Origin of the sequence: Aliiroseovarius zhejiangensis, assembly GCF_014656375.1 — a bacterium.
GTDB classification, from domain to species: Bacteria; Pseudomonadota; Alphaproteobacteria; order Rhodobacterales; family Rhodobacteraceae; genus Aliiroseovarius; species Aliiroseovarius zhejiangensis.
In genome coordinates this window covers 79,663-104,129 of record NZ_BNCH01000003.1, presented here as the reverse complement: position 1 = coordinate 104,129, position 24,467 = coordinate 79,663, and the positions used below count along the sequence as shown (strand labels likewise).

27 protein-coding genes are annotated in these 24,467 nt (G+C 61.7%); 9 read left to right on the top strand and 18 right to left on the bottom strand.

Going from position 1 to position 24,467, the window contains the following annotated elements; genetic code table 11:
• The first annotated feature begins 91 nt into the window (after positions 1-91).
• The gene (locus IE188_RS08420) at positions 92-550 is read left to right on the top strand and encodes an Lrp/AsnC family transcriptional regulator (RefSeq protein WP_191286049.1); all 459 of its coding nucleotides are present in this window, start codon (positions 92-94) and stop codon (positions 548-550) included.
• Between the two features lie 8 nt (positions 551-558).
• Here IE188_RS08420 and IE188_RS08415 read toward each other — a convergent pair whose 3' ends face one another.
• Genes IE188_RS08415 through IE188_RS08390 form a run of 6 tightly spaced genes read right to left on the bottom strand, consistent with a single transcriptional unit; the run spans position 559 to position 6,049 of the window.
• Positions 559-1,275: a TspO/MBR family protein gene (locus IE188_RS08415; RefSeq protein WP_191286048.1), complete on the bottom strand. Its 717-nt coding sequence runs from the start codon at positions 1,273-1,275 to the stop codon at positions 559-561.
• Positions 1,276-1,323: 48 nt separating this feature from the next.
• The gene (locus tag IE188_RS08410) at positions 1,324-1,884 is read right to left on the bottom strand and encodes a DUF3833 domain-containing protein (protein WP_191286047.1); all 561 of its coding nucleotides are present in this window, start codon (positions 1,882-1,884) and stop codon (positions 1,324-1,326) included.
• The gene (locus tag IE188_RS08405) at positions 1,881-3,107 is read right to left on the bottom strand and encodes an MFS transporter (protein WP_191286046.1); all 1,227 of its coding nucleotides are present in this window, start codon (positions 3,105-3,107) and stop codon (positions 1,881-1,883) included. The genes IE188_RS08410 and IE188_RS08405 overlap by 4 nt, the downstream gene beginning before the upstream one ends.
• Complete coding sequence (locus IE188_RS08400) at positions 3,108-3,617, bottom strand: hypothetical protein (RefSeq protein ID WP_229836648.1); 510 nt, start codon at positions 3,615-3,617, stop codon at positions 3,108-3,110.
• Positions 3,604-4,767: an SAM-dependent methyltransferase gene (locus IE188_RS08395; RefSeq protein ID WP_191286045.1), complete on the bottom strand. Its 1,164-nt coding sequence runs from the start codon at positions 4,765-4,767 to the stop codon at positions 3,604-3,606. The genes IE188_RS08400 and IE188_RS08395 overlap by 14 nt, the downstream gene beginning before the upstream one ends.
• A complete protein-coding gene (locus tag IE188_RS08390; protein ID WP_191286044.1) occupies positions 4,718-6,049 on the bottom strand; it encodes an NAD(P)/FAD-dependent oxidoreductase in 1,332 nt (443 codons plus the stop codon). Before IE188_RS08390 ends, IE188_RS08395 begins: the two co-directional genes overlap by 50 nt.
• 146 nt (positions 6,050-6,195) lie before the next feature.
• On the opposite strand from IE188_RS08390, the gene IE188_RS08385 reads away from it, so the two are divergent.
• Positions 6,196-6,969, top strand: a complete 774-nt coding sequence (locus IE188_RS08385; protein WP_191286043.1) for a DUF1365 domain-containing protein — start codon at positions 6,196-6,198, stop codon at positions 6,967-6,969.
• Entirely contained in the window at positions 6,966-7,691 is a 726-nt protein-coding gene (locus IE188_RS08380) for an SDR family NAD(P)-dependent oxidoreductase (RefSeq protein ID WP_191286042.1), read from the top strand. The genes IE188_RS08385 and IE188_RS08380 overlap by 4 nt, the downstream gene beginning before the upstream one ends.
• An 81-nt stretch (positions 7,692-7,772) precedes the next feature.
• Here the strand turns inward: IE188_RS08380 and IE188_RS08375 are convergent, their stop codons facing one another.
• The 6 genes from IE188_RS08375 to IE188_RS08350 all read right to left on the bottom strand — a co-directional run bounded on the left by IE188_RS08375 (position 7,773) and on the right by IE188_RS08350 (position 12,310).
• The gene (locus IE188_RS08375; protein ID WP_191286041.1) at positions 7,773-8,288 is read right to left on the bottom strand and encodes a fasciclin domain-containing protein; all 516 of its coding nucleotides are present in this window, start codon (positions 8,286-8,288) and stop codon (positions 7,773-7,775) included.
• A gap of 208 nt (positions 8,289-8,496) precedes the next feature.
• Positions 8,497-9,132, bottom strand: a complete 636-nt coding sequence (locus tag IE188_RS08370; RefSeq protein ID WP_191286040.1) for a ChrR family anti-sigma-E factor — start codon at positions 9,130-9,132, stop codon at positions 8,497-8,499.
• On the bottom strand, positions 9,129-9,764 hold the full coding sequence (locus tag IE188_RS08365; protein ID WP_191286039.1) for a sigma-70 family RNA polymerase sigma factor: 636 nt from the start codon (positions 9,762-9,764) through the stop codon (positions 9,129-9,131). Before IE188_RS08365 ends, IE188_RS08370 begins: the two co-directional genes overlap by 4 nt.
• 69 nt (positions 9,765-9,833) lie before the next feature.
• On the bottom strand, positions 9,834-10,523 hold the full coding sequence (locus IE188_RS08360) for an EI24 domain-containing protein (protein WP_191286038.1): 690 nt from the start codon (positions 10,521-10,523) through the stop codon (positions 9,834-9,836).
• Positions 10,520-11,098 carry a nitroreductase family protein gene (locus IE188_RS08355; protein ID WP_191286037.1) on the bottom strand — a complete coding sequence of 193 codons (579 nt, stop codon included), beginning with the start codon at positions 11,096-11,098 and terminating at the stop codon, positions 10,520-10,522. The genes IE188_RS08360 and IE188_RS08355 overlap by 4 nt, the downstream gene beginning before the upstream one ends.
• A 99-nt stretch (positions 11,099-11,197) precedes the next feature.
• On the bottom strand, positions 11,198-12,310 hold the full coding sequence (locus tag IE188_RS08350; protein WP_191286036.1) for a class II histone deacetylase: 1,113 nt from the start codon (positions 12,308-12,310) through the stop codon (positions 11,198-11,200).
• Between the two features lie 74 nt (positions 12,311-12,384).
• Here IE188_RS08350 and IE188_RS08345 point away from each other — a divergent pair, with 74 nt between their 5' ends.
• The gene (locus IE188_RS08345) at positions 12,385-12,639 is read left to right on the top strand and encodes a DUF167 domain-containing protein (protein WP_191286035.1); all 255 of its coding nucleotides are present in this window, start codon (positions 12,385-12,387) and stop codon (positions 12,637-12,639) included.
• On the opposite strand, the gene IE188_RS08340 is transcribed toward IE188_RS08345, so the two are convergent.
• Genes IE188_RS08340 through IE188_RS08320 form a run of 5 tightly spaced genes read right to left on the bottom strand, consistent with a single transcriptional unit; the run spans position 12,636 to position 16,423 of the window.
• Positions 12,636-13,106: a DUF805 domain-containing protein gene (locus IE188_RS08340; protein ID WP_191286034.1), complete on the bottom strand. Its 471-nt coding sequence runs from the start codon at positions 13,104-13,106 to the stop codon at positions 12,636-12,638. The genes IE188_RS08345 and IE188_RS08340 overlap by 4 nt on opposite strands.
• Positions 13,107-13,125: 19 nt before the next feature.
• The gene (gene plsY / locus IE188_RS08335) at positions 13,126-13,734 is read right to left on the bottom strand and encodes a glycerol-3-phosphate 1-O-acyltransferase PlsY (RefSeq protein WP_191286033.1); all 609 of its coding nucleotides are present in this window, start codon (positions 13,732-13,734) and stop codon (positions 13,126-13,128) included.
• Complete coding sequence (gene pyrC / locus IE188_RS08330; RefSeq protein ID WP_191286032.1) at positions 13,727-14,998, bottom strand: dihydroorotase; 1,272 nt, start codon at positions 14,996-14,998, stop codon at positions 13,727-13,729. The genes plsY and pyrC overlap by 8 nt, the downstream gene beginning before the upstream one ends.
• Complete coding sequence (locus tag IE188_RS08325; RefSeq protein WP_191286031.1) at positions 14,995-15,468, bottom strand: hypothetical protein; 474 nt, start codon at positions 15,466-15,468, stop codon at positions 14,995-14,997. Before IE188_RS08325 ends, pyrC begins: the two co-directional genes overlap by 4 nt.
• Positions 15,461-16,423, bottom strand: a complete 963-nt coding sequence (locus IE188_RS08320; protein ID WP_191286030.1) for an aspartate carbamoyltransferase catalytic subunit — start codon at positions 16,421-16,423, stop codon at positions 15,461-15,463. Before IE188_RS08320 ends, IE188_RS08325 begins: the two co-directional genes overlap by 8 nt.
• Positions 16,424-16,544: 121 nt before the next feature.
• Here IE188_RS08320 and IE188_RS08315 point away from each other — a divergent pair, with 121 nt between their 5' ends.
• The 5 genes from IE188_RS08315 (at position 16,545) to IE188_RS08295 (ending at position 23,427) form a co-directional block, all read left to right on the top strand.
• Entirely contained in the window at positions 16,545-17,348 is an 804-nt protein-coding gene (locus IE188_RS08315; RefSeq protein ID WP_191286029.1) for a uracil-DNA glycosylase, read from the top strand.
• Positions 17,345-17,947: a metallophosphoesterase family protein gene (locus IE188_RS08310; RefSeq protein WP_191286028.1), complete on the top strand. Its 603-nt coding sequence runs from the start codon at positions 17,345-17,347 to the stop codon at positions 17,945-17,947. Before IE188_RS08315 ends, IE188_RS08310 begins: the two co-directional genes overlap by 4 nt.
• A 9-nt stretch (positions 17,948-17,956) precedes the next feature.
• Complete coding sequence (gene moaB, locus IE188_RS08305; RefSeq protein ID WP_191286027.1) at positions 17,957-18,511, top strand: molybdenum cofactor biosynthesis protein B; 555 nt, start codon at positions 17,957-17,959, stop codon at positions 18,509-18,511.
• Between the two features lie 125 nt (positions 18,512-18,636).
• A complete protein-coding gene (locus tag IE188_RS08300) occupies positions 18,637-20,097 on the top strand; it encodes an efflux RND transporter periplasmic adaptor subunit (protein ID WP_191286026.1) in 1,461 nt (486 codons plus the stop codon).
• 3 nt (positions 20,098-20,100) lie between these two features.
• Positions 20,101-23,427 (top strand): efflux RND transporter permease subunit, encoded by a 3,327-nt coding sequence (locus tag IE188_RS08295; protein ID WP_191286025.1) that lies wholly within the window; start codon positions 20,101-20,103, stop codon positions 23,425-23,427.
• Here IE188_RS08295 and IE188_RS08290 read toward each other — a convergent pair.
• On the bottom strand, positions 23,424-24,443 hold the full coding sequence (locus tag IE188_RS08290; protein WP_229836683.1) for a hypothetical protein: 1,020 nt from the start codon (positions 24,441-24,443) through the stop codon (positions 23,424-23,426). The two genes, IE188_RS08295 and IE188_RS08290, sit on opposite strands and share 4 nt — an antisense overlap.
• Between the last annotated feature and the right edge of the window lie 24 nt (positions 24,444-24,467).

The following is a 24,467-nucleotide window of genomic DNA, read 5'->3' as shown; positions in this document are numbered from 1 at the left end:
TGACTTGGTTGATCATACCTTTCGGGGCCGTATAGGATGCCGATTATGAGAAATCTTACCACTTTCTGAATTGTATCAGGATAATTCTACCATGAACCTTGACGCCAAGGATCGCCGTATTCTGGAGCTTCTGCAACGCGACAGCACGATCTCGAACGCTGAACTGGCGCACGCGGTGGGGATGTCGACCTCGGCCTGCTGGCGCAAGGTGCGTGCGCTGGAGGATGCGAAGATCATCGAGCGATACGGGGCCTATCTGAACCCCGCCCGCGCCGGGCTGAGTTTTCAGGCGATTGTGCATGTGCAACTGACACGTCACGACCCCGACAAGGTCGAGGAGTTCATTCAGGCCGTGAACCGCCGCCCGGACGTGGTGGAGTGTTTCGCCACGACGGGACAGGCGGATTACCACCTGCGTGTGCTGTGCCGCGACCTTGCCGCCTATAACGCGTTTCTGGAAGGGTTCCTGTTCCAGCAAACCGCCGTTGAAAGCGCTCAGACCAACGTGGTGCTGCGTGACATCAAGAAACACTCGCCCATTCCGGTGTGACCCACGTGTCAGGCTGCCCTGACGCCAGACACCGCACGCCAGCCCAGAAGCACGATACCAAGCACCGCGATGCCGATCACCGGCCAGTTCTGCGATGGCCAGTTGGCGGCAATTACACCCACCAAGGCCCAGATGATCGCGGCGGGATACGCCCATGCGCTGGGTCGCAGCGACTGCACGATAAGCGCGGCGACCAGCACGACGACAAGCATCACCAAGGCTGCTGTTTGATAGGACAGAATCTCATACCCGCCCAGCACTACGCCAGTGCCAACGCCGGTCGCCGCCGTGAGCCACCCGGCATAAAGCGCAACGGGACGGAGTTGCCACCACGGGTCGCTTTCCCCCGCACGCAGCATCGCCATGATGGCTGTCACCGCCATGACAAGGATCATCACCGTGGCCCAAACCGGCGAGGCATTGGCCGCTGCAATCCAAAAGCAACCCAGCAGCAGGCTGATCGCCAGTGGGCGGCGCATCCTCTGCCAGTTCTTTTCCTCAGGTGCCTTCCACACCCCCCACGCGGCCCCGGCGATCAGCCAAATATAGATCAGCCCCCAGATCCCGAAGGTCCATCCTGCCGGCTGTACGGGCCAGAAAGTCTCTGTGCTGGGGAACTGGTCAGGTGAGTATCCGGCGAAATTGCTGCTGAACCACGGAGACACCGCGAAGAAGATCGACAGAAGTAAAACGGCGACGGCCAGATAGGGGACGGGACGGGACATGGGACACTTTCTGCTAAGACTGTTCTTGTACGTTCTTCAACGCCTCTGTCAGGGTTTCGTTCCATCGACGGGACGCATCGTGGCGATCAGTTCGGCCACTTTCAGACCGTATTTGCGCATCTCGGATTTGTTCATGATGACGCCGTCTTCGGTCAGATAAAGCCAGTCCGTCGCGGAAAGCGTGTGGCCACCCGCCTCGGGCGGCAAAACGATCTGATAGCGGATTGAAACGGTCGACCCGGCCACAATGCCCCGCGCCTCGCCCACGATATCATCAGCGGTGGCGGTAAAGGCATTGCCCTCGCCCAGTTTCAGGAACCATTTACGGTTCTGGGTGCGACCGTTGGTATAGGTGAAACGCTCGGTCAGGGTGCCGGTGTCACCATCCCATTTGCCCTCCATCTCGGCGACGAAACTGTTCGTCATCTTGCCGTTAGGGCCAAAGATCAGGCCTTCCGAGGCGAACTTGCCGGAAAGGTGATCTTTCAGCGAAAACGCGGGTCCGGTATCGGCATAGTCATCCGGGCTTTGCGAGCGGAAACTGAACAGGACGGTCTTGGCAAAGGTTGCCGCCAGAACCAGAAGAAGGAATGCAGTCAGAAGTTTCATGGGGAAGCCTTCTCGGATGGAAGCGCCAGCACAAGGGCGAAGGCGCCAAGTTTCAGGATGCAGGGCACGATGGCATAGGCGATGTTCAGGGTGGTCAGCGCGCCCTTGCTGTTCACTTGACCGGGCTGGAAGCCCTGATGTTCCAGAAGCGGCAGGACGGCGAAAGCGGCCAGTGCCAAGCCCAGCTTGCCCGCGAACGACCAGATGCCAAACGCGGCGGACGCGTTCAGGCCGGCCTGCGTCAGCACGACCGAGAACATCGCGGGCAAAACCACCATATCCGCCCCCAGCGCCGCCCCGGACGCAATGCAGATGATCGCAAAGCCGACAAGATTGCCGGGGGCAAGCATGGCTGCCCCGATAAAGCCAAGGATCGCCAGCGGCATCGAGATGACAAGCGTCATTTTCGTGCCGATATGGCGGCTGAGCCGGGTCCAGAGCGGCACGCTCAACCCCGCGCTGAGGAAGAACAGGATCAGAAGAGGCCCCGCCTTGCCGGGCAATTGCAGGCGGTCTTCGACAAAGAACAGAAACAGGGTCGATGTGACCGCGACAGGCAGGCTGTTGACCAGCGCCAGCATCAGCAAGCGCAAGGCCCCGGCGCTTGCCAACCCCTGCAGGCTCAGGCCGTCGCCGCAAATCGGTGTGCGTTTCCAGATCGGACGACTGGCCAGCGCGACAGTGACGGCCACGGCGCCCAGAAACCACCCGAATGCCGGATAGCCCTGCCCGCTGGCGCCAAGCCCCATGAACAGCGCAGGGGCGATGGCGGCCAGAATGACCCCGGCCAACATCCCGGCCTCGCGAAAGGCGGCAAGTGTCATCAGGTCGTGCGCATCTGTTGACCGCGCCAGCGTCGCACTGCGCCCGTACAGCAGGATCATCCCCAGACTGTAAGACGAAAACAAAAGAACCAGCACCGCCACCAGCCTGAGCGTCACAGCCCCGCCCGGCTCCAGCGAAAACAGGATGGGAAACCCGATGGCCAACCCGGCGGCGGCGGTCATCGCAAAAGGCAGTTGCGCGCTTGGCCAGCGGTCGATTGCCCAACCCAACAGCGGATCCTGCACCAGATCGACCAGCCGGATGATCAAGAGGATCACCCCGATCATCCCCAGCCCGATCCCAAGATTGACCGAGGCAAACCGCGGCAGGTGGATATACAAGGGGATGCCCGCCGCAGCCAGCATCAAGGCATAGAGGCTGACGCGCGGATAAACCATTCATGACCCCGTAAGCTGTCGGGTGAAGGATTTCGACCTTGTGTTCTCACCCACGAATATGCCCATGAAGCGGCGTTTGATCTGTGGATGGCTCAGGGTGCAGCTGCGCGCTCCATTTCGCCAGAAGCCGATCCTGTCATCGCCATCCGTGATCGCAAGATACCGGTCGCCCTTGGCCACCGCCTTGAAACAGGCGTTCAACTGCGCCTCAAGCGGCAGGGCACCGCCGGTGCGCTTGAACTCGCGCAAGGTTGCCTCGACCAGATCGTATTGCGTGAGGGTGCGCAGATAGGTCAGCTCGATCCCGAAATCCTGACCCCAGTCCAGCGGGGCAGCCCCCGGCGTGAACAACCGCGCCTGATACAGCGGCAGGCCAAGGAAACGCAACGTCGCCGTGCCGCGCAGCTCGGCCCCCGGCAAGACGGACGTTACCACCTTGCTTTGCGCCGCGATGGGCGTCGCCGCAGCGACCCACAGGGCCAGAGCTGTGATGATGTCACGCGCGCGCATGGGCCAGTTCCACTTGCACCACATTGGTGTGCCCAATCGCGAAGGATGCGGCGCAGATCTCAAGATAATATTGCCAGTTGCGTTGGAAAGCCTCGCCATAGCCCATCTCGGCGATCCTGCGCTTCTGAGCAGCGAAGCGTTCGGCCCAGATACGACAGGTCTTGGCGTAATCCTGACCAAAGTGGAAATTGTCCTGAACCTGCAACCCAGCCTTCTGGGCCTGATCGGAAATCACACTGTCCGACAGCAGCATCCCGCCGGGAAAGACATACTGCCGGATGTAATCCGAAGAGGTCTTGTAGGTGTCAAAGAAACTATCCTTGACGGTGATCGCCTGCAACAGCACCCGCCCGCCTTCGGCCAGCGTGTTCTTGAGCACCGAAAAATAACTGGGCCAATAGCGCGCGCCCACCGCCTCGATCATCTCGATCGAGACGATATTGTCATATTTGCCATCAATGTCGCGATAATCGCGCAGTTGAATGTCCGCCCGCCCATCCAGACGGCAATCGGCATAGCTGTACTGGTTGCGCGAAATGGTGACGCCGGTCACATCACGCCCCTGACGTGTGGCCTGTTCGGCAAACCCGCCCCACCCGCAGCCGATTTCCAGCACCTGATCACCCGCCCCAAGACGCGACAGGGCGCGGGCGTTCTTGCGGGTCTGTGCCGCGCTCAGATCATCGCTTCCGTCAGCAAACAGTCCCGAGGAATAGGTCATCCCCTCGTCCAGCCACAGCTGATAGAACTCGTTGCCGACATCGTAATGCGACCGGATGTTCTTGCGCGACCCGCGACGGGAATTGGCGCGCAACATGGTGTCGACCAACCGAAACTTGGCCCGGTTGAAAACGCTTGCCTGATCATAGCTGCCAAGGTGGTCACGGTTTTGCATGGCGACGGTCATCAGGCCCTCGATCGACGGGGTATCCCACATGCCCTGCACATATGTCTCGCCCAGCCCGACCTGCCCATGCGCGGCCATCGCCGAGACGGCGGCCCAGTCGTTGATCTGCATCTCTGCGACCCGCCCGCCAGACCCAAAATGATAGGTCTCGCCCTCGGGTGTGCGCAGGGTCAGTTGTCCGTCCCGCAACCGTTCACAGGTGGACAGGAACTCCGACTTCAGGGCTTTGTTCGTCAAACGCAATGTCCGTTCCTTTCGGTGAATGTTGGTCGTTGATCATCTGCACGACACGCAGTGCGCTGGCGATGCCGTCCTCGTGGAAACCGTGGCGGTGATAGGCACCGGCGTACCATGTCCGGTTCATCCCCTGCATCGCGCGCAATTCCTCCTGCGCGCGCAAGGCGCCCCTGTCGAAGACCGGATGGGAAAATTCCACCTCGTCATAAATCTTGTCCGCCGCAATCGGGCGCGAGGGGTTCAGGGTCACAAACAGCGGATCATCTTCGGGGATATCTTGCAGCTTGTTCATCCAATAGGTGACGCCAATGGCCCCATCCTGCGAACGATAAGCCCAGCTGGACCATGCCGCGCGGCGCCGGGGCATCTGACCGGGGTCGCAATGAAGGACCGCCTTGTTGGGTTGATAGCGAATGCGCGCCAGCGCCGCGGCCTCGGGTTCGGTCGCCCCATCGCCCAGCATGGCCAGCGCCTGATCGGAATGGCAGGCCAGGATGATGTCGTCATATCCCTTGTCCTCGCCCTGCACGGTCTGCACGGTGACGCCATAGGGCATCCGGGCCACACGTGTGACCAGTGCGCCCAGCCGGATCGACACCCCGCGCGCGCGCAACGCGGCCTCAAGCCGGGTTACATACTCAATGCTGCCACCTTTGACGGTCCACCACTGGTGTTCGCCCAGACCCGCCAGCAGGGCGTGATTGCGAAAGAAGCGCACCAGCGACCGGGCCGGGAACTGGTCGATCTCGGCCACAGGGGTCGACCAGATCGCGCCGCACATCGGCATCAGGTAATTGTTGCGAAACCACTGCCCCAGGCGCAGCTCGTCCACCAGATCGGCGATGGTCTTGTCGTCATCGACCGCTGCGGCTTCGGCATGCTTTCCGAAACGCAGGATGTCGGCGATCATCTTGTAAAACTGCGGCCTGAGCAGGTTGCGCTTCTGCGCCGCGATACATTTCAGGTTGCTCAACCCGTATTCCAGCCAGCCGTCGTCGATACTGGCCCCGAAGCTCATCTCACTTTTCGTAACCGGAACGTCCAGTTCGCGAAACAGACGCGTCAGATAGGGGTAGGTCACGTAATTGAACACGATGAACCCGGTATCTACCGGCTGATCGCCGTTCTTGCCCGCCATCACGGTTCGGGCATGACCTCCCAGCCGGGTCGCAGCTTCGTAGATCGTGACATCATGGCGTTGCGAAAGATAGTAGGCCGCCGACAGGCCGGATATCCCCCCTCCGACAATTGCAATCTTCCTACGCGGGCCGAGCTGTTGATCGAGCATTGACGCCTCTTTTTTGCAATTCACATGAAGGGATTACGGCGTGCAGAACGACTTGGATCAGTCAGACCGCCAGAAAATCGTGTTTTTTCCCAAAGGTCCGGCAAAATTCGTGATCCAGAACCCAAAATGGTGCGTAATCAGTCCAAATGGTTGACCATGTCCAAGCCCACACGCTGCACGCACGGCGCGGCAAGCTGAAAAACGCCTTCACCTATGGCGTCGATTTTGTGCTGAGCGATCTTGAGGAGGTCCACTTTCCTGCGCTGCTGTCGCGCAATCGATTCAATCTGTGGTCCCTCTGGGACAAGCATCATGGCGGCCCGCGCGGTGACGGGCGCGGCGTGGCGTGGTTTCGTGAAGAACTCGCAGCACGCGGCCTGCCGAGAGACAATCTGCAGCTTTGGCTGCTGACCCAACCCAGCTTTCTGGGGTTCCACTTCAATCCCGTCAGCTTCTGGATCGCCACCAAAGACGGCACACCGCGCGCCTTCATCGCCGAGGTGAACAACACATTTGGACACCGGCACTGCTATTTCTGCGCCCACGACGACCTGCGCCCGATTGAAAAGCGCGATGTGATCGTGGCCGAAAAGCTGATGCATGTCTCGCCGTTCCAGAAGGTCCAGGGGCAGTATCGGTTCAACTTCGGCATGACCGATGAAAAATTCGACATCCGCATCCTCTATGAAAACGGGGATCAGGGGGTGTTGGCCACGCTGGTCGGCGACCGGCTCCCCGCCACCAACCGCTCGCTGGCATGGGCCGCGCTGCGCCGTCCGTTCGGGGCGCTGCGTGTCGTGGCGCTGATCTATTGGCAGGCTCTGATCCTGTATCTGAAACGCGCACCCTTCCTGCGCAAGCCGCCCCCGCCCGAGCCACTGATATCGGACAGCGAAACGTTTCGGGGCACGGATGGATGATTGACTTCAATGGCAAAACCTATTGGCTGATTGGCGCAAGCGAAGGTCTGGGCCGCGCCATGGCGCATGATCTGGACAAGGCCGGGGCCAGGTTGATCCTGTCAGCCCGCAGCCAGGATCGCCTGCAAGAGCTCGCCGATGAGCTTTCCGACGCCCGTGTCGTTCCGGTCGACGTGACCGACCCTGACATTGTACAGGACGCGGCCTCGCAAGCCGGCGATGTTGATGGCGTCGTCTATATCGCAGGGGCCTATGACCCGATGCAGGCGGCAGACTGGGACCGCGATGCGGCCATGCTGATGTGCAACGTCAACTTTATCGGCGCGATGCATGTGATGGGTCATGTCGTGCCAGCCATGGTCGCCAAAGGCCGGGGGGACATCACCCTGATCGGATCTCTTGCAGGCTATCGCGGCTTGCCCAAATCCATCGGATACAGCGCCAGCAAAGCCGCCATCGTCAGCCTGGCCGAGACCTTGCGGTTCGACCTGAAAGGCACGGGCGTGGTGGTCAGGATCGTCAATCCGGGTTTCATCAAGACAAGGCTGACCCAGAAAAACTCGTTCAAGATGCCGATGCTGATGTCGCCGGAAGACGCGGCGAAACACGTCGTGAAGGCGATGCGTAAAACGCGGTTCCGCACCGACTTCCCCGCCCCGTTTTCCTGGGGCATTCGCCTGTTGGACTATTTGCCCGACCTGCTGGTCTATCGCGGAAAATAGAGATCTTTCCTGCTGCCGTTGCAACAAAAATGCCGCCCGGCAGGGGCGGCATTTTCGCTGATTTGGAGACCCCGAAAGGTGTCAGTGGCAGGCAGGACGCGCGCCGGGCAAAAGCACCTTGTCGATCACATGGATTACACCGTTGTCCGCCATGATGTCGGCGATGATGACATTGGCCATGTCCCCGGTGCTGTCGGCGATCTTCACCCCATCCGTTCCTGCCGTGATGCACAGGCGCGCACTGGTCAGCGCCGGTTTGAAATAGTTTGACCCACGCGGGATCATCCCGGCGGTCAGCTTGCGATCATCCACGTGGTACAGAAGCACATCGGTCAGTTTGCCCTTATTCTCGGGTTTCAGAAGTGTCTCGACCGTGCCGTCAGGCAAAGCGTCAAACGCATCGTTCACCGGCGCATAGACAGTGAACGGACCGGGGCCGGACAATGTGTCGGCCAACCCAGCAGCCGACACAGCCGCAACCAGGGTCGAGAAACGATCATCGGCAGCCGCGATCTCGACGATATTGTCGGCATGCGCGGCATTCGCGGCAACGGTCATGGCAAGCGCGGCGGCGGTGGTCTTGAACAACGATTTCATAAGGTCTTCTCCTTGTTGGCGGGCTAAATGCCTCTTGGTCAACTCGTACTTATGAAAGGGATACGGGCGCAATTTGCCTGCGGTTCACCGTGTTTCAAAAGGTCACGCGAACGTGAGTCTTGATACAATCAAGCATTTGATAAAAATGGGAAAAACGACGCCGCAGCGCCGGTTTTCACTATCTCTGTACGGGGATTTTCAGGGGTACCTAGATCCGGAACAGCGGCTGCAACAGACGCGGCACGAGCGCATTGAACCGCAACGGTGCATCGGTGGCGGCCAGGCAGATACAGGGATCACCCGGGTCGGCAATGGGTGTATGTTCAAGATCCTCATTCGCGATCTCGATGTCACCGACACCGAAGCGCCCGGTTTCATCGCTGAAACTGCCCTGAAGGACCAGCGTCATCTCAAGCCCGTTATGCCCATGATCGGGCACGGCCTGACCGCCCGGAATATACAACAACCGCACCGAGCCGTGCTTGTCCTGCGACAGTATCGACTGGCGCACGCCCATGCCCAACGATTTCCACGCCGGGCCCTGCCCTTTCAGCGCCGCGACCACCGGACCGGGATAGATGCCCCGGCGGGAATAGACAGGCTCGGGTTTCGCCGGCGCATCAAGCTGGGCCAGCAGGTCGGCTTTCATGTTGCCCGAGACGGCCACGGCTTCGGTTGTCTCCAGCAGTGCACCGCCCATGGTCTGGTGGGCTTCCAGCGACGCGCGGCACTGTGTGCACAGCGACACGTGGCTGGCCACCGCGACGGCATAGTGATGTGGAAGACTGCCCGCAGCATAGGCCGCCAGAATGTCGTCCGGGATATGATGGGTGATTGCGGTCATTCGCGCAGTCCCTTCAACTCGTGTCTCAACCGCTCCAACCCAAGTCGGATGCGGGATTTGATGGTTCCAAGTGGCAAGCCAGTCTGGTCGCTGATCTCCTGATGGGTCAATTCGCCCAGATAGGCCTTTTCAATCATGTCTCGTTGCTCAGGCCGCAAGGACGAGAGCGCGGCTTTCAGTTTTCCGGCTTCCTGCTCGACAGCCAGAATTTGGCTGGCATCTGGCTCGGCCCCCGGATCCTCGGCCAGTTCCTCGGGCACCGGGCGGCTTTCCTTGCGCACAATGTCGATGTGCCGGTTGCGGGCGATCTGATAAATCCAGGCCGACACCTGCGCACGGTGCGGATCGAACATCGACGCTTTGCGCCACACGGTCAGCATCACGTCCTGCACGATTTCTTCGGCTTGCGGGGCCGAACAACCCGTTCGCATGATGAACCCTTTCAGCCGTGGCGCGAAGTGATCGAACAGCGCACCGAATGCCTCCCGATCCTGATTGTCCCGAACGGCGATCATCAAGACCGTCTGTTCAGAAATCTCGGACTTGTTATGCGACACCGGTTTTCCTTCAAGACAACGCACAGCTGGCGCAGCAGGCCGGGTGCTCGGGTGATCAAGGGTCAGGGTCAACATAACCTCAATACGAGGCACTTTGTAAACCGGATCACTTCCGCAGGAAAAAATGTCGCCGCGCCGCCGCCCCTATCGCGCGGACACCCGATGGAACAGGTGAGTGAATGTCGCCGCGCCCAGAATGGGGATCAGCAAATTGACCAACGGCACGGACAGCGGGATCGCCATCAGCGTGCCCGCCAGCCAGATTTGCAGGTTGTTGCGCGACCGAAGGCGACCCGCTTCCACCCGCCCCACGCGGCGCATGGCGGCCAGTTGAAAATACTCGCGTCCCAGAAGATAGCCGTTCACGGCCCAGAACAGGATCGGTGCCAGCGGGCCGACGAAGAAGAACAGGATCAGGGCGACCAAGTTTACACCCACGATCACGCCGAAGAATCCAAGGCTGTCGCGGATCGTTTCGGACATCGGCACATCTGGCGCAGGCGGCAGACTAGGATAGTGCCGTGCCTCGACCGCATCTGCCACGTCGTCCAGGAAAATGCCGGTGAACGCCCCTGCCACAGGCACCATCAAAACGACGGACAGGACAACCATCAGGATCGAGGTCATCCACCAAGCGACACCATCCATCCACGATACATCTCCGACAAACGGAAGTGTCACCGTGTCGGGCACGAAGAACCCGACCAGCCATGTCATGCCCATTGTTATGGCGATCAGAAGCCCGACCGTCAGGGCCAGACCTTTCATCAACACGCTGCGAAAGCGCGGATCTGCCATCTGCGCGACTGATCGGAAGAAATCATCAAGGATCATGTGTCCATCCACGTGGTCAGGGCCGCCAGGTCGGGGCGGGGGCGTTCGGGCGGGGCGTTTGTTTCGGTACCGATATGGATGATCCCGGCCACGGTCTCGCCGTCCGCCAGCCCCAGCCCGTCGCGCAGGAAATCGCGGTCATAGGTGGCCCACCCGGACAACCAGTTCGCCCCCCAGCCCGAGGCAAGTGCAGCGTTCAGAAGCGCTAGGCACACTGCACCCGCGGAATAGAGTTGTTCGACCTGCGGCACCTTGGGCGAATCCACGGGGGCCGAGACCACGACAACCGCGAGCGGGCTATCGGCGAAGGCGGAACGCATCTTGGCGATCTGCTCGGGTGCTTCGCCCAGATCCGCCCCACGCACATCGACCAAATCCGCCAACCGGTCCAGCGCGCCGCGCTCCAGCACAATGAACCGCCACGGCTCCAGTTTGCCGTGGTCGGGGCTGCGGGCGGCGGCGGTCAGGATCGGTTCAAGCGCCGCACGATCCGGGGCGGGTCCGGTCAGGGTCTTGGCTGGGCGCGAACGGCGTGTCAGTAGAAAATCAAGCGCAGCTTGGTTGCGGTCAGGCATGGTTTTGTCCCTGGTCTGGCAAAATTCAGGCTTGGCCGCTCAATGCGGCTGGCTTGGTGCACATGTCGTGTGTCAGAGGGTCCGCGTCAAGATGTTACATCACTTAACATCGAAAAAACCCTGCAATTCCGTGATCAAATCGGAAAAAGCACCAACCATCCGCGCGTTCGGCTGGCGCGCGGCGAAGGTTTCGGCCAGAGGGTCAGGGGCATGGATCTCCACGCCCGACATTTCCTCAAGCACCGCATGGCCGCAAAAGGGCACATAGACTTCGGAATAGCCGCCTTCATGTGCCATCATCAGGCGTCCGTCGCACAGATCGGCAGCCAGTTCCATCACCATGCGGGTCATCTGGCGGAACGTGTCTGCCGTGGCGAGCATACAGGAGAGCGGATCAATCAGCGCCGCGTCATAGCCGCAGGCGATCACGATCACCTCGGGTTCATGGGCGCGGATGGCAGGGATCACCAGACGCTCCATCGCTTCAAGATATGTGGCATGACCTGCCCCCGGTGGCAGCGGGACGTTCATGTTTGCCCCCTGCCCTGCACCTTCGCCGCGCACATCCGTATCGCCCGTATCGGTCGGATAGTTGCGTTCCTGATGCAAAGAAATCGTCAGGACATCGGGGTCTTCGATAAAAATCGCCTCGGTCCCGTTGCCGTGATGCACGTCCCAATCCAGCACGACAAACCGCTTGGCCAACCGGTTGGCCTGCGCATGACGGATCGCGATGGCGAGATTGGCCAGCAGGCAGAACCCATTGGGAAAGTCAGGCAGGCAATGATGGCCGGGCGGGCGCGAAAGGGCATAGGCGTTGTCGACCGTGCCACGCAAAACGGCCTCCAGCGCGGCAACGGACAGACCCGCCGACAGGGCCGCAATCTCATAACCCCCCTGACCAAACGGCGTGCGCAAACCCAGCTCACCCCCACCCGCGTCGGATACGCGCTTGAACTCGTCCAGAAAGTTGGCCGGATGCACCCGTGCCAGCATCTCGCGCGTCGCTTCAGGGGCGGATTGGGCGTGAAGCGCGCCGGTCAGTCCGGTCACATCCATGAGGTTTTTCAACCGCCGCTTGGTTTCGGGATTTTCGGGCAGTCCACCCGCCGCCAAGGGCTGCACCAGCCCACCCACCGGCAGGTTGCCCGCATAATTGCCGCCGGAATGCCAAAAGCACTTCTCGTCCCAGAAGAAACCCGTTTTCGTCATGTCCGCCTCCGTTCTCCCGTGCAGAGTGGCCCACAGGGCTTGCACCGTCCACCCCTGCCCGACAGGATGGCGCCATGAAGAAAGGCGAACTTTCCCATTTGGCCAAACCGGGCGCGCTTCTATCGGTGCGTGTCACGCCCAAGGCGGCGCGCAATCAGGTTGAAGAACGGGATGGCCAGTTGCGCGTCTCAGTGACAACGGTGCCGGAAGATGGCAAGGCGACGAAGGCCGTGATCAAGCTGTTGGCACAGGCGCTGGGGATCGCGAAATCGCGCCTTGTGCTGACACAGGGCGCGACGTCACGGGACAAGGTGTTTCGGGTGGATTAGACCTGATCGCCCGTACGCGGAATCGAAGAGGCGGCATAGGTTCCGTCGTTCGGATCAAAATAATCGCCACCACCGCCAAGCGGGTCAGGCCCATACTGGTTGGGTCCATCCGTGCCTTTGCTGGCATACCAGACGATCAGGATGATGATCCCGATCAGCGGGATCAGCGCCAGCCAATACCACCAGCCGCTGCGATCCGTGTCGTGCAGGCGGCGCACCGTGACCGATATTCCCGGAAGCAAGGTCGCAAGGCTGAACAGGCCGGACAGGACAGGAGTGCTTGTTTCCGCCTGAAACCCGCCCTCCATCGTCGTGACGGTGCCGAACAGGGCGCTGTCGATCATGCCAAGAACAAACTGCCCGACAAGAATGAACAGCACAAACCACCAGAATTCCGACCGCTGCGCGCGGCCCTGAAAGGTCACGTATTTCGAGAAACACGTTCTGATCGATTCCATGAAACTCATATTCTGTCCCCTGTTCAGGTTATTTTTTGCGGCCGATGCGGGGTTCTTCCCCGGCGATCAGCCGTTCAATGTTCGCGCGGTGACGCAGGAAAATCAACAATGCAAGCGCGATGGACAGAATCACATAGGCAGGCAACCCCAGTAACAGAGCCCATAGCGGCGACAGTGCCGCTGCTGCCAATGCCGCCAGCGAGGAAAAGCGGAAGATCACCGCCACCACAAGCCATGTGACACAGGCGGCCAGTCCGATCGGCCAGGCCAAGGCGAGCATGGTGCCCAGCCATGTGGCAACCCCTTTGCCACCCTTGAATCCCAGAAACACCGGGAAGCAATGACCCAGAAACGCCGCGAACCCCGCGACTTGCGCAGCGTCTTCGCCAACCAGCGCCCGCGCCAGCAGGACCGCCGCGCCCCCCTTGCCCGCGTCGCCCAGCAGGGTCAGAAGTGCTGCGGGTTTGTTCCCTGTGCGCAAGACATTGGTGGCCCCAATATTTCCCGACCCGATCTGGCGCAGATCGCCCAGCCCGAACAGGCGTGCCATGACGATGCCGAATGGCACGGACCCAAGCAGATAGCCCGCCACGGCGACCAGAGCCAGCAGGGGCAGCGCGGTGGTCAGCTCAGGCATCGTCACCCCCGAACACCCGTTCGCCACCAACCCAGGTGCCCAGCACGCGCCCCTCCATCCGTGCGCCGTCAAAGGGCGTGTTCTTGGATTTCGAGTTCAGCTTGAATCTGTCCAGCACAAAGGGGGTGTCGGGGTCGAACAGCACAAGGTCGGCGGGGGCACCTTGCACCAACTCGCCGCCCGGCAAGCCAAACCGGCGGGCGGGGTTCAGCGACAGCGCGCGCCATAGCGTCGGCAGGTCGATCAACCCGGCATGGACCAGCCGCATCGCCGCAGGCAGCAGCGTTTCCAACGCAACCGCGCCGGACGCGGCCTCCTCAAACGGCAGGCGCTTGCTTTCTTCGTCCTGCGGCGTGTGCATCGAGGAGATGATATCAATCACCCCACGCGCCACCGCATCCGCCATCGCCAGCCGGTCATCCTCGGACCGAAGCGGCGGTTTCAGCTTGAAGAAAGTGCGATAGTCGCCCACGTCCAGCTCGTTCAGGGTCAAGTGGTGGATATTTACGCCGGCGGTCACGTCCAGACCGGCAGCCTTGGCGCGCTCCAACGCAGGCAGGGCGTGGGCGGTGGACAGATTGTCGGCGTGATAGGCCACGCCCGTCATCTCGACCAAGGCCAGATCGCGTTCCAGCCCCATGCGTTCCGCCATGGGGCTGACGGCAGGCAATCCGCGCAGGCTGGCAAACTTGCCCGAGGTCACAGCCGCGCTCTTAGACATATTCGGGTCTTGTGGGTGGCCGATGATCAACGCGCCAAGGCTGCGCGCATAGGTCATGGCACGGGCGAACACCTTGTTGTCGGTGACGACATGGTCGCAATCGGTGAACGCCACCGCACCTGCGTCCAGCAGGAAACCCATCTCGACCATCTCGCGCCCCTCGCGACCTTTGGTCAGCGCGGCCATGGAATGCACATTGACGGGGGCGGCCTGGCTTGCCCGGCGTGCGACAAAAGCCAGCGTTTCCGGCGTATCGACCGAAGGCGTCGTGTCGGGGCGAATGATCATCGTGGTGACGCCACCCGCCGCCGCGGCCAGTCCTGCGCTGCGGAAGCTTTCCTTGTGACGTTCACCGGGTTCACCGATTTTCACACCTATATCGACGATGCCGGGCGCCAGACATTTGCCGCCGCAGTCGATGATAACGCCCTGCTCGTCCGCATTGACGCCGATGATCACCCCGTCTTCGATGGTCAGGCTGCCGATTTCCTCGGTCCCGGCTTCGGGGTCGATCAGGCGCGCATTGGTGAAAGTCGTTGTCATGCAGTGTCCCCCGTCACCCCACGCGCGAGATTGATCGCGGCCTGTGTGGCCTTGGTATCGGCCTGATATTTCATCATGTATTTGTCACCCGTCCGCGTCACCACCTGCGCGGCGGAAAAGATCACATTCACCTTCTCGATGTTTTCCAGAAGGATGGTCCGTCCCCCCGGCCCGATCATACGGCGATTGGTCAGATACCAGGTGAAGCCCAACTGCTCGCGCGCAACATAGACGCCCCGCACGGCAATGGCTGCCACTGACCCCACGACACCCGCCCAGGCATGGGGATTGCCCATATAGATCAGGATGCCGGACATCAGCACGGACCCAAGGGCTGCCAGCAGAACGTGTTCTTTCACATAGGTGGTCAGGTTGCCCGAGAAGCTGTCGATCAGCCGCTCGCCCGGCTCAAGATCGGGGCCGGTCTGGCTTTCCAAACGGGGTTCCAGTTCGAACTCTTGCTCAGACATAGACACCCTCGGGCTCAGCGACACGGGTGGCGCGCAGGTTGCGGGCCAGCAAGTCCATCGCCGCCATACGCACGGCGACGCCCATTTCCACCTGTTCCTGAATGACGGACCGGTTGATGTCATCTGCAATCGTTCCGTCGATCTCGACCCCCCGGTTCATCGGACCGGGGTGCATGACGATGGCGTCAGGCTTGGCGTGGGCAAGCTTGTCCGCATCCAAGCCATATCGGTGGTAATATTCGCGTTCCGAGGGGATGAAACCGCCATCCATCCGCTCGCGTTGAAGGCGCAGCATCATGACCACATCGGCGTCTTTCAGACCTTCCTCCATATCGTCGTAGACCTCGACCCCGAACTGATCGATCTGGCTGGGCATCAGGGTCGGCGGACCGACGAGGCGCACGCGATTTTCCATCTTGCCCAACAGGATCAGGTTCGACCGCGCCACGCGACTATGCGCGATATCGCCGCAGATCGCTACGGTCAAACGGTGCAACCGGCCCTTCTCGCGCCGGATGGTCAACGCATCCAGAAGCGCCTGCGTGGGGTGTTCGTGCTTGCCATCGCCCGCGTTCAGAACCGCGCAATTCACCTTCTCGGCCAGCAGGTTTACCGCGCCCGAATGCGGATGACGCACCACCAGCAAATCCGGATGCATCGCATTCAGCGTCAGCGCCGTATCGATCAGCGTTTCACCCTTTTTGATCGACGACGCCTGCATCGCCATGTTCATCACATCCGCACCCAGACGCTTGCCCGCGATCTCGAACGACGCCTGCGTGCGGGTCGAGTTTTCGAAGAACATGTTGACCTGGGTCAGCCCCGCCAGGGCATCCGACCGTTTCTGCGCGGAACGGTTCAGATCAACATAGCTGTCGGCAAGGTCCAGAACGGTTTTGATCTCTTCCGGATGAAGCTGTTCGATCCCCAGAAGATGGCGCTGGCGGAATGTCATGCGGGCCTCCGTCCTGTTTGATCCGCTTATAGGATCGGGCGTGGGGTTCGTCCATCCCCACCGCGCCTGAAAACCCAACAGATCGTTTACCTTCCCTGCCCGCGCAACTAGGCTGTGCGGCATGGAATCGGCACAAGACTGGCATGGCGCGAAGGCGCTTCTGGAATGGTATATCGAACTCGGCGCGGTGGACGCGATCGGGGACGCGCCCATTGACCGATATGCGCTGGAACCGACCCCGCCAAAACCCACGAAATCGCCACCGGCGTCAACGCTCGCGCCTGCTGCGAAAGCGCCTGCCACAGCAGCGCCGCAGCAGGATTTTGTCGCACTGGCCAAACAGGCCGCAGCCGCCGCCAAGGACCTTGACGCGTTGCGGGCAGCCATTGAGGCCTTCGAAGGCTGCGAAATGAAGCGCGGCGCGCGCAACACGGTGATCGCCGATGGCAACCCCGCCGCCCGTGTGATGATCATTGGCGAAGCACCGGGCCGGGACGAGGACATTGCCGGCAAGCCTTTCGTCGGGCGCGCCGGACAGCTGCTGGACAAGATGTTCGCCGCCATCGGCATGGGACGCGACGCGCCGCTGTCGAAGGACGCGATCTATATCACCAATGTTATGCCATGGCGCCCGCCCAACAACCGAGATCCCAGCGCCGATGAGATCGCGATGATGGTGCCGTTTCTGGAACGGCACGTGCAACTTGTTGCCCCTGATCTGATCGTCCTGATGGGCAACAGCCCGTGTCAGGCGGTCTTGGGGCGCAAAGGCATCATGCGGATGCGCGGCACGTGGGACGAGGCATGGGGCAAACCCGTCATGCCCATGACCCACCCTGCCTATCTTCTGCGCACGCCTGCCGCCAAACGCGAGGCTTGGGCAGACCTTTTATCGATACAGGCAAAACTGCGGGATCTGACATGAAAATTCTGGCCTTTTCCGACCTGCATCTCAGTAAGGTCGCAGCGCGAAAGCTGCTTGATGCGGCGCGACAGGCGGACCTGATTCTGGGCGTGGGCGACTACGCGCATCGCCGTGAAGGGCTGGCAGACTTTCTGGCCCCGTTCACGACGCTGGGCGTGCCGACCGTGATGGTGCCCGGCAACAACGAGACCGAAGGCGAGTTGCGCGCGGCCGTCGCGGGAACAGATGTCACCGTTTTACATGGCGAAACCATCGTGATCGACGGCCTGACCATCGCCGGGATCGGCGCCGCCATCCCGCCACCACCCGCCATTCCGTGGACCTCTTTCGACCTGACCGAGGGTGAAGCACAGGCGATGCTGGCAGACATCGACCGGGCTGACATCCTGATTTCGCATTCGCCGCCCAAGGGGATCGCAGATCAACATGGCGAGCTGGGGTCGCTTGGATCGCAGGCCGTGCTGGATGCGGCGCGACGTTTGTCGCCCCAATGGCTGTTATGCGGTCATATCCACGATGCGTGGGGCGAAACCGGGCTCATCGGAGACACGCAGGTTCTGAACCTCGGCCCGACCCCCAACTGGATCACGCTTACCTAGGAACGGAACATGTCCCACATCACCGCACAAGACGCCGCCAAACGAGAGTTCATTCCGGTGCGTATCGCCATCCTGACAGTCTCGGACACGCGCAGGATGGACGAAGACCGGTCCGGCGACGCCTTGGTGAACCGACTGGAACAGGCCGGGCACATCCTGGCCGACCGCACCATCTGCCCCGACGAGCGCGACCAGATCGCCGATCAGTTGCGGGCATGGTCGCTGGATCCTGGCATTGATGTGGTCATATCGACCGGCGGCACAGGTCTGACGGGGCGTGACGTGACGGTCGAGGCACATCGCGATGTCTATGAGAAAGAGATCGAAGCCTTCGGCACCGTCTTCACCATCATCTCGATGAACAAGATCGGTACATCAGCGGTGCAAAGCCGCGCCACGGGCGGCGTGGCAAATGGCACCTATCTGTTCGCCCTGCCCGGCAGCCCCGGTGCGTGCAAGGATGCGTGGGACGACATTCTGGTGCATCAGCTTGATTATCGCCACATGCCCTGCAACTTCGTCGAGATCTTTCCGCGTCTGGATGAACACAAGCGACGGAAATGATCTGCCCGCGCGTGTGTTACGTAACAGGTATGCCAACCGTCGACATGCCGAAGCTGTGACCATGCGCCGCTTGCCTGCACCGGCTAAGCAATACAGGATGTTACGGCATAAAGTGGAGTTGTGACATGCGCTTTCTGGGCCGCAGCCTGACCGGGCTTTTCCTTCTGGCGGCAACGCTTGGCTTGCTGGCGATGGCAGGCAGCATGATCAATTCGGCCATCAAGGCGCGGGCCGAACGCGACAGCGCGGACCCCGGCGCAAGCGAGCGCATCTTTTCAGCCAACGTGATGACGGTCACGGCCGGGACCCTGACCCCGGTCATGACCGCCTATGGCGAGCTGTCATCGCGGCGCGCGCTGGACGTGCGGGCGCTGACCGGCGGCACGGTGACCGAAATGGCCGAAAATTTCCAAACCGGCGGTGTGGTGCAGCAGGGCGACAAACTTCTGCGCATCGACCCGACGGATTTCGAATTCTCGCTGGAACTGGCCAAGACCGATCTGTCGCAAGCCAAGGCCGAACTGCGGGACGCACGCGCCGCGCTGGAACTGGCACGGGATGATCTGAACAATGCCACAAGGCAGGCAGACCTGCGCGAAGCGGCCCTGACCCGACAACGCGATCTGGTCACCCGAGGTGTCGGCACCGAAGCGGCGGTGGAAACAGCCGCCCTTGCAGCCTCGGCGGCGCAACAGGCGGTGCTGGGCAAACGGCAGTCCGTGATCACCGCGCAGGCGCGCGTCTCGACCGCCGAAGCGGCCTTGCGTCGCAGCCAGATTCAACTGGACGAAGCGCAGCGCAGGCTGGACGAAACGCTGATCCATGCCGGAATCGGGGGCATTCTGACCGATGTGTCCGTGTTGCGCGGTGGCGTGGTGGCGGCGAATGAAAAGATTGGCCGGATCATCGACCCATCAACGCTTGAGGTGCGGTTTCGGGTGTCCGCCGCGCAATATGCGCGTCTCTTGGACGATCAGGGCCGTCTGTCGAACACGGATATCACAGTCCGGCTGGACGCTGCGGGCCTTGACCTGATCGCAACCGGCCGGATCGACCGCGAAAGCGCGGATGTCGGCGAAGGGCAGACCGGGCGGCAGATCTTTGCAACACTCGACCCGTCGCCGGGAATGCGTCCTGGTGATTTTGTGACCGTTACAGTCGATGAACCGCAACTGGACGGCAGCGTCCTGTTGCCCGCCTCGGCGCTGAACGCACAGAACGAGGTTCTGGTGCTTGGCCCCGAAGACCGCCTGAGCAGCGCGCGGGTCGAGCTCTTGCGCCGTCAGGGCAATGACGTGATCGTGCGCGCCACCGCGCTTGAGGGGCAGGAGATCGTGACCGAACGCACCCCGGCCCTGGGCGCGGGCATCCGCATCCGTCCGGTCCGCCCCGGACAGCCCCCCGCACCCGAGTCACAGGCAGAAATGGTCACGTTGGAACCCGAACGCCTGGCCCGTCTGCGCAGTTTCGTGGAAGGCAATGACCGTATGCCGGAGGCCGCGCGCGAACGCATTCTGGCCCAGTTGGATACCGGCGCGCTGCCCGCCGATACTCTGGCACGGCTGGAACAGCGGATGGGGAACTAGCGCATGGGACGTGGCCTGAACCTTCTGTCCTATTTCACCCGCCATGCCACGGTGGCGAACCTTCTGCTGGTGGTGCTGATCGCCCTGGGCCTGTTCGCCTATCCCCGAATGCGGGCGCAGTTCTTTCCCGATGTGGTGATCGAAAGCGTCTCGGTCCAGACCACTTGGCAAGGCGCCGGGGCCGAGGACGTGGACGAGGCCATCGTGCAGGTCATGGAACCCGCCCTGTTGGCCGTCGAAGGGGTGGAAAGCGTCAGTTCCCGGTCGTTTGAAGGCCGCGCCAGCATCACGCTGGAATTTGAACCGGGCTGGGATGTCGCCCGCGCCGCCGACGATGTGCAGACCGCCGTGGACGAGATGTCGGACCTGCCTGAGGACGCCGACACCCCACAGGTCAGGCGCGGGGCCTGGCGCGACAGCGTGACCGACGTCGTGATCTCGGGCCCGGTCGGGATCGAACAGCTTGGCCGCTTCGCGGATGAAATGATCATTCGCCTGTTTGAACGCGGCGTAACACGCACCGGCATCCGGGGCTTTGAGGCACCACGCACGGTGGTCGAGGTCACATCGCTGTCGCTGATCGAACATGACGTCACCATGGCCCAGATCGCCGAAGCGATCGCCGGCGAAGTGGCCGCGGACCCGGCGGGCGAGGTCGCATCGGGTGCCGCCCGCGTGCGCACAGGGGTGGCCAAACGCAGCGCCGACCAGATCGAGGCGATTGTCCTGCGATCAAACCCGGACGGGTCGAAGCTGACCGTGGGCGATGTGGCACAGGTGAGCGTCGAAGGGGTCGATCGCAACCGGTCCTATTTCGTCGGCGACGATGCAGCGATTGCGCTGAATGTGTCACGTTCGGCGCAAGGGGATGCGATCCGGATGCAGGAAATCGTCGAAGAGGTGCGCGCCGAATTGCTGCCGACCCTGCCAGACGGGGTCAAGATCTCGCTCGTGCGCACCCGGTCCGACCTGATCACCGCGCGGATCAACATGTTGATGGAAAACGGATTACAGGGCCTGACGCTGGTGCTGCTGCTGCTGTTTCTGTTTCTGAACGCCCGCACAGCCCTGTGGGTCGCGGCGGGTATTCCGGTGGCGATGACCACCGCCATCTTCCTGATGTATATGTCGGGGCTGACCTTGAACATGATCTCGCTCTTTGCGCTGATCATCACGCTCGGGATCGTGGTCGATGACGCCATCGTGGTGGGCGAACACGCCGATTTTCGCGCCCGCAGGCTGGGGGAATCCCCAGTTGAAGCCGCCGAGAACGCCGCCAAACGCATGTTCCCCCCGGTGTTTTCCGCCACTCTGACCACGGTGATCGCCTTCTTTGGCCTGACTGCCATCGGCGGACGGTTTGGCGATATGATCGCGGATATTCCCTTTACCGTGATTGTCGTTTTGGCGGCTTCGCTGGTCGAATGCTTCCTGATCTTGCCGCACCACATGGCGCATGCGTTGACCCATACGGCCAAAGAACACTGGTATGACTGGCCGTCACGGCAGGTCAACCGAGGGTTTCGTTGGGTGCGCGACCACGCGTTTCGCCCGGCGATGGGCTGGGTGATCAAGGCCCGGTATCCGGTGATCGCCCTGACCGTGCTGATCCTGGCCAGCCAGGCGTCCATTTTCATTCGCGGCGATCTGGCCTTCCGGTTTTTCAACGCGCCGGAACGATCCTCGGTCACAGGAAATTTCGCCATGGTCTCGGGCGCCACCCGCGACGATACGCTTGAAATGATGCGCCTTGTGCAGCAAGCGGTAGAGAACACCGCCGCCGAGTTCGAGCAGAAGCACGGCCGCAACCCGGTCGTGCACGCCTTGTCGCAGATCGGGGGCAACGCGGGTCGCGGGCTGTCGGGTGTCGACGGTAAGGACAACGACCTGCTTGGGTCGGTGTCGGTCGAACTGATCGACGCGGACCTGCGCCCCTACAGCGCCTTTGCCTTTGTCGGCGCGCTTCAGGACGCTGTCGACAGCCACCCGCTGCTAGAGGTGCTGTCGTTCCGTGGCAACAGGTATGGCCCCGGCGGTGACAGTCTGGATGTGGACCTGTACGGGGCCACCTCGGAACAGTTGAAGGCGGCGTCGGAAGCCTTCAAAAGCCGCCTGTCGGCGTATCCCGAAGTCTCGGCGCTTGAGGACAGCCTGTCCTATGACAAAGAGGAGCTGATCCTTGATCTGACCGCCCAGGGCAAGGCCCTTGGTTTCACCATCGACGGGCTGGGGCGCGTGCTGCGCAACCGCCTGAACGGGATCGAAGCCGCCAGCTATCCCGATGGCACACGCTCGGCCGAAATCCGGGTGCAACTGCCCGCGACCGAGCAGACCTCGGATTTTCTGGAACGCACGCAGTTGCGCACCGAATCCGGCACCTATGTCAATCTTGCCGATCTGGTGTCGGTCCGGTCACGCACCGGGTTTGCCAGCGTGCAGCGCGAGAACGGCATACGTCTGGTCAATGTCACCGGTGATATCGACGAAAACAACGCCACCCGCGCCGAGGAAATCCAGCGCACCATCGCAACCGACATCCTGCCCGACCTGGCCGAGGAGTTTGGTATCGCCTTCAGGCTTGGCGGATTGGCTGAACAGCAAAGCGAGTTTCTGGAAGACGCCCGAACCGGTCTGATCCTTGTGCTGCTCGGAATCTTCCTGACTTTGGCCTGGATTTTCTCAAGCTGGACGCGCCCGCTGGTGGTGATGGCGATCATCCCCTTCGGACTGGTCGGCGCCATCTTCGGCCATGTGCAATGGGGAGTGCCCTTGTCGATGTTTTCGGTTGTCGGGCTGATCGGCATGACCGGGATCATCATCAACGATTCAATCGTTCTGGTCACAACCATCGACGAATACGCCCGCGAACGCGGGTTGGTGCCTGCGATCATCGACGGGTCGGCGGACCGTCTGCGCCCGGTGATGCTGACCACGATGACCACGGTGCTGGGGCTTGGGCCGCTCTTGTATGAAACATCGCGTCAGGCACAATTCCTGAAACCCACGGTGATCACCCTGACATACGGGCTGGGCTTCGGCATGGTGCTGGTGCTGCTGGTCGTGCCCGCTTTGGTGGCCATTCAGGCGGATATGGGTCGCATGGTGCATGCCCTGAAACGGGTCTGGCGCGGGCGTGGGCGCGCGGGGCTGAAACCCGCGACGTTGCTGGTCGCCGGCGCGGCCACGGCGATGTTGGCCGCCTTCGGCCTTTCGCTTGGTCTTTGGGGCCTGACCCCGCAGGCGGTGGCACGTTTCGTGCTGATCAGCGCCGCAATATCCTTACTCGTCTATCTGGCCGGGGCCATCGCCTTGCAACGGGACAAGACTTAGTCAAACGTTCCGGTTACACGACCCAGCAACATGAAAGCCCGCGCCGTCCGGGTGTCGGCCAGCGCCGCAATATCGGCGTCCGAGGCGTTCTTTTCAAACCCCGCAAAGGTCTGATCGAAGCGGCGCAGGAAATGGTGGGCAGCATCGCGAAAGATCGGGTCCTGCTTCATGCGCCCTGCCGTCAGGGCCAGCGACGAACGATCCCGCACGCCCCCCAAGGCGGCCACACCGCGCCCACGTTCACCTGCGGCAAACTTGCGCCAGATTTCCGGTCGCGCCCGGTCGGGGCGCAGATCGTCCATGTAAATGCCATCCTGCGACAACAAGGTCAGAACATCTTGCGAGGCTTGCACCAGACCCGCGACCTGACGGTCATCCAACGCCCGGCGCAGCGCGCGGAACCCGTCGGCATCATCGGCGGTTTCAGGAAAATGCAGAGCGCGGATGAAATCCTCGACCGACAGGGGCGGGTTCAGGTCTTCGACCGGGGTGCCCAGCGCAAGGCTGGTCTGATCGGCAGTGGTCTGATCCGCGCTATCGGACACGATCGCAGGGCTGGGGTTGGTAGGCGTTGGGTTGGCCAGCGTGGGCATGCCCGGCCGGATCGAGGTGAAGGTCGCCAGCGCGCTTTCGGTCTTGCGGCTGACCTGCGCGATCTCTTCCAGCTTCTGTTCCACCTTCGACGCCTGAGCGGGCGTGCCGGTGAACCCCTGCTGCTGCTGAATATAAGCCGACCGCATCGCATCAATCGCGGCGCTGAGCCGCACGCTTTCCTCGCGCATGATGCGCGCTGATCGCAGCGCGGCCACCGCCACCCAGATCACGGCCACCGGCATGATCACCGCCACAAGTGTCATCAGGAATTGCAACGGTTGGGACAGGCCTTCGCCATCGCTGCTGCCAAAGCCCAGGACCAGAAAAAAGAGGATGCAGCCCGCCAGCCAGAGACCGGAGAGAAGAAGCCCGATGACCTCGCCCCCGCTCAGTGACGGCACCTGTGCGTTCAGACCGCTCATGCGCCCTGTGCCCAGACTTGCAGA